The organism is Capnocytophaga sp., from assembly GCF_030532915.1.
Lineage (GTDB): Bacteria > Bacteroidota > Bacteroidia > Flavobacteriales > Flavobacteriaceae > Capnocytophaga.
The window spans coordinates 1-3,213 of record NZ_JAUNKD010000029.1 but is presented as its reverse complement, the minus strand read 5'-3'; the positions used below and the strand labels follow the sequence as shown (position 1 = coordinate 3,213).

General features: G+C 40.7%; 1 protein-coding gene. It reads left to right on the top strand.

From position 1 onward, the window contains the following. Window positions 1-514: 514 nt before the first annotated feature. Window positions 515-3,213: SusC/RagA family TonB-linked outer membrane protein (locus tag Q4D72_RS09145; protein ID WP_303077556.1), on the top strand; the 2,699-nt coding region annotated here is incomplete at its 3' end.

Below are 3,213 nucleotides of genomic sequence, written 5' to 3'. Positions count from 1 at the left end.
AAAATAAATCAATTACACACTATAAACACCATATCAATAAACAAAATTAGTAATATACTTTTAAATTTTAGTCATAAGTAATGCAAAAATAAATCAATTATATCCTATAAACAATATAATAACAACCAAAATCAAACATACATATTAAAGTTTTAAAAATAACACATACAAAAACAAACAATTTATAGGCTATAAATATAATAAATTAATGAATAAAATCAATAAACTACAACATATATCATAAATTTATAAATAAAAATACAAAAGTTATATGCTATACAAACTAAAATAACAATTATTTTCTATTCAATTTTATAGAATAAGCATCATATGAGGATTAAAAACAGATAAATTACATACTATATACAATATAAACATATAAATCATCAACTAAAATTGAAAAAAAATGTACATAAATAGACATTCAATCATACAGAAACTATACTATATCTTGTTACTATTAGCTTCACAATGGGCTGTTTCGCAAACAAACATCAAAGGAAAAGTAACTGATATGAAGGGAGAGCCGCTGTTAGGGGCATCTGTCATCGTAAAGGAACGAAACGTCGGAACAACTACTGACATTGAGGGTAAATTCAGCATAAAAGCCGAAAAGGGACAGCTGTTAGAGGTCAGTTACATCGGATTTCAGTCGCGAAAGGTTAAAATTACGTCTGAAAATATGACGATTCTCTTGCAGGAAGATACCGAAAAGCTCGGCGAGGTTGTAGTTACGGGGTATCAGAAGATAAAAAGCCGCGTATTCACAGGAGCTTCCGCTTCGGTTAAGATGAATGCGATTAAAATCGATGGAGTTGCCGATGTTTCTCGTATGTTGGAAGGTCGCGTGGCAGGACTTTCCATTCAAAACGTTACGGGTACGTTCGGTTCTGCACCGCGCATCAACATTCGCGGTGGGGCTTCGATTATCGGCAACGTGCAACCACTCTGGGTCATCGATGGTGCGGTGTACGAGGACTTAGTTTCGCTCAGTATTGACCAGTTGGTGTCCGGTGACGCAGTAACTCTTATCAGTTCTGCCATCGCTGGGCTCAACGCAACCGATATAGAGGATATACAAGTACTGAAAGATGCCTCAGCCACATCAGTGTATGGGGCAAGAGCCTTAAATGGCGTTATCGTTATTACCACCAAGTCAGGGAAACGCGATAGTGATAACCGAATTACGTACAGTTACGAACAGAGTTTCCGACAAATTCCGTCATACACTTCGTTTGACTTGCTAAACGCTCAGGAAACAATGTCAATCTATCAAGAATTGGAAAATAAAGGTTACTTTGGGCTGAAAAGTGCCTTGTACGGACGCAGGAGCGGCATTTTCTATCAGTGGTACAACGGAATTAGTACGATAAACCCTGATTCAGGAACGTATTATTATGAAAATACGGCAGAAGGCAAACGTTCATTCCTAAAACAACGTGAATATGCCAATACCGATTGGTTTCAGCATCTTTTCACATTAAATCCGGTGCAAAATCATACCATCACGTTCTCAGGTGGAGGAAAAAACACGACAAACTATGCCTCAGTGGGCTTTTACAACGATGGTGGCTGGACAATTGCCGATAATGTACGTCGAATTACGGCAAATCTTAAAAATTCTTTTTACATCACGGACGATTTCAAAACAACCCTATCGGTGCAAGGCAATATGCGTGAACAAAAAGCGCCCGGAACGTTCACGCAACGCAAAAATACAACCATAGGCTCGTTTGAACGCGACTTTGACATCAATCCGTTTACCTACGCCTTAACAACAAGCCGCACGCTTCGCCCCATCGGAGACAATAACCGACCGGAATTTTACCGAAACAATTGGGCTCCGTTCAACATCTTAAACGAATACGAAAATAATTATCTGAACATAAACCTACTCGACTTCAAAATCCAAGCGGAAGCCTCGTATAAGTTCAACAACAGCTTAGAAGCGAATATTTTGCTATCAACCAGGCAGGCATTCACGGCAACTTCACACTATATAAAGGAAGGTTCAAACGTGGTTCAGGCATTCCGCGCCAATGAAACACCCGAAGTGGCGCAACAAAACATCTATTTGATTAAGGATAAGGATAATCCGCTCTTACAACCGAAGGTCGGGCTTACAAACGGTGGTATTTTTAATAAAACCCAGACCACTTTGAAGAGTTATCAGGCGCGTGTAGCACTCGATTACAACAAACAGTTGGGGCAACACGATGTTAAGGCATTTGGTTTTGCCGAAATTCGTTCGGCTGACCGTAGTGTGAATCCGTTTCAGGGCTATGGCATTCAGTATGACAAAGGAAATCAAATCTTTCCAAACCCGCTCATCTTCCAAAAGCTTATCAATGAAGGCACGGATTACTTTTCTCTGCTGGAACGATACGAACGCGGCGTAACATTTTCACTTAGCGGAACGTATGGTTATATGGGCAAATACATTTTCAACACCGTACTAAACTATGAAGGGGCTAATACGGCAGGCAAAAACAGTCGTTCCAGATGGTTACCCACGTGGAATATCGGCGGGAAATGGAATATCGACCAAGAAAACTTTATGAAAGAACAGCAATTCTTCTCAACTTTGGCATTTCGTGCCAGTTACGGGCTTACCGCCAAGATGAACGAGCAGGCAATCAATTCAAATGCGGTGTACAAGAACCAGATTTTGAATCGTTTTCGTTTTGATGACCGTGAAAATGCTTTGCGCATCTTGCATTTGGAAAACCGTGACCTTACGTGGGAAAAAATGTACGAACTCAACATCGGTATTGACGCCGGATTTTTCAATAACCGACTCAATGCCACCATTGATTTGTATCAACGCAACTCGTTTGATTTGATTGACTTGGTACGCACCTCGGGCGTTGGAGGGCAATATTACAAATATGCCAACTTTGGCGATATGCGCACGCGGGGCGTGGAATTGGCACTCAATGCCCGCAACATCATCACCGATGATTTCAAATGGACAACCAATTTTACGATCAGTTATATGAATCAAGAGATTACACGACTGCTCAACACGCCCAACACCTTTGATATGGTGGCAGGTGCAGGTCGCGGAAACATCGTCGGTTTTCCGAAAGGGTCGTTGTTCTCATTTAACTATCAAGGACTAAACGGATACGGCTTACCTACTTTTGATTTTGGTCTGTATCCGCTCAATAACCGCGCATACGGAAACATCGCAGGGGCGGACTTCCTTGATGC